Source organism: Cryobacterium sp. M91 (assembly GCF_002929615.1).
Taxonomy (GTDB): domain Bacteria; phylum Actinomycetota; class Actinomycetes; order Actinomycetales; family Microbacteriaceae; genus Cryobacterium; species Cryobacterium levicorallinum.
Genome location: NZ_PJJT01000001.1, coordinates 1 through 1,028 on the forward strand (window position 1 = coordinate 1; position 1,028 = coordinate 1,028).

Here is a 1,028-nt window from a genome sequence, read left to right on the forward strand (position 1 = left end):
CGGAATTTGTCAAGGCGAATGAGACCAGTGGGAGTTTAGGCGGCTAGTTCGAGCCCTTCATCCTCGATGGGTTTGACGGCAGGTTTGTTGATCCATGCCGTCGTGGGAATGGACAGAATCTGCGGCGCTTGGGTCGTGCTGAATCGCTCGGGGAAGCGCGCGCGTGCTGCGTCCAGCGTCGTCGCCCGTGCCACGGCCTTCAATTCGGCGAAGCCGTAATGAACGTCGGCTGGCGTGTTGAGGCCGATCCCCGAGTGGCGATGTTCGTGGTTGTAGCCGTCGACGAAGGAGGCCATGAACGTCTTCGCGTCGGCGAGGGAGCCGAAGCGTTCGGGGAACGTCGGAGCGAATTTCAGGGTCTTGAACCAGGCCTCGCTGTAGGGATTATCGTTACTGACCCGAGGCCGCGAGTGCGACTTGGTGACCTCCAGATCAGACAGCAACGCCGCGACGGTCTTGGAGGTCATCGACGTGCCTCGGTCAGCGTGAACGACCTGCGGGACGCCGTGAATGCCGAAGATCTCCTTCATCATCTCCACCGCCAGCTCGCCCGATTCCGACGCGTGAACATACGCGCCGACGATGTAGCGGGAGTAGATATCGATCATCACGTAAGCATCGAAGTACTTACCCTTGACCGGTCCGGCGAGTTTCGTGATGTCCCACGAATAGACCTGGCCCGGGCCTGTGGCGATCAGTTCCGGGATCGCCCGGGCCGGGTGGCGCGCCTGGCGGCGGCGGTCCTTGACCTGCTGATTCTCGTTCAACACCCGATACATCGTTGAAATGGAGCACAAGTACGTGTCCGCATCCAGCAGCTGGGCGTAAATCTGAATCGGCGGCAAGTCCACGAACGGCTTCGAGTTGACGACGTCAAGGATCTCGCGGCGACCCTCGTCGCCGATCTTGTTCGCCGGAATCAGCGCGGGCCGACGCACCGGAATGCGGCGCTTCCGGGTGGCTGTCGCTCGAGGGATTCCGACCAGGTCGGCCGCGACGCGAGTCGAGATCCCTCGGCTGGCCAGTTC

At 62.0% G+C, this 1,028-nt stretch carries 1 protein-coding gene; it reads right to left on the minus strand.

What is annotated here, in order from left to right:
• Positions 1 to 35: 35 nt before the first annotated feature.
• A partial coding sequence (locus CXY80_RS00005; protein ID WP_104131106.1) for a DDE-type integrase/transposase/recombinase occupies positions 36 to 1,028 on the minus strand: 993 nt, incomplete at its 5' end.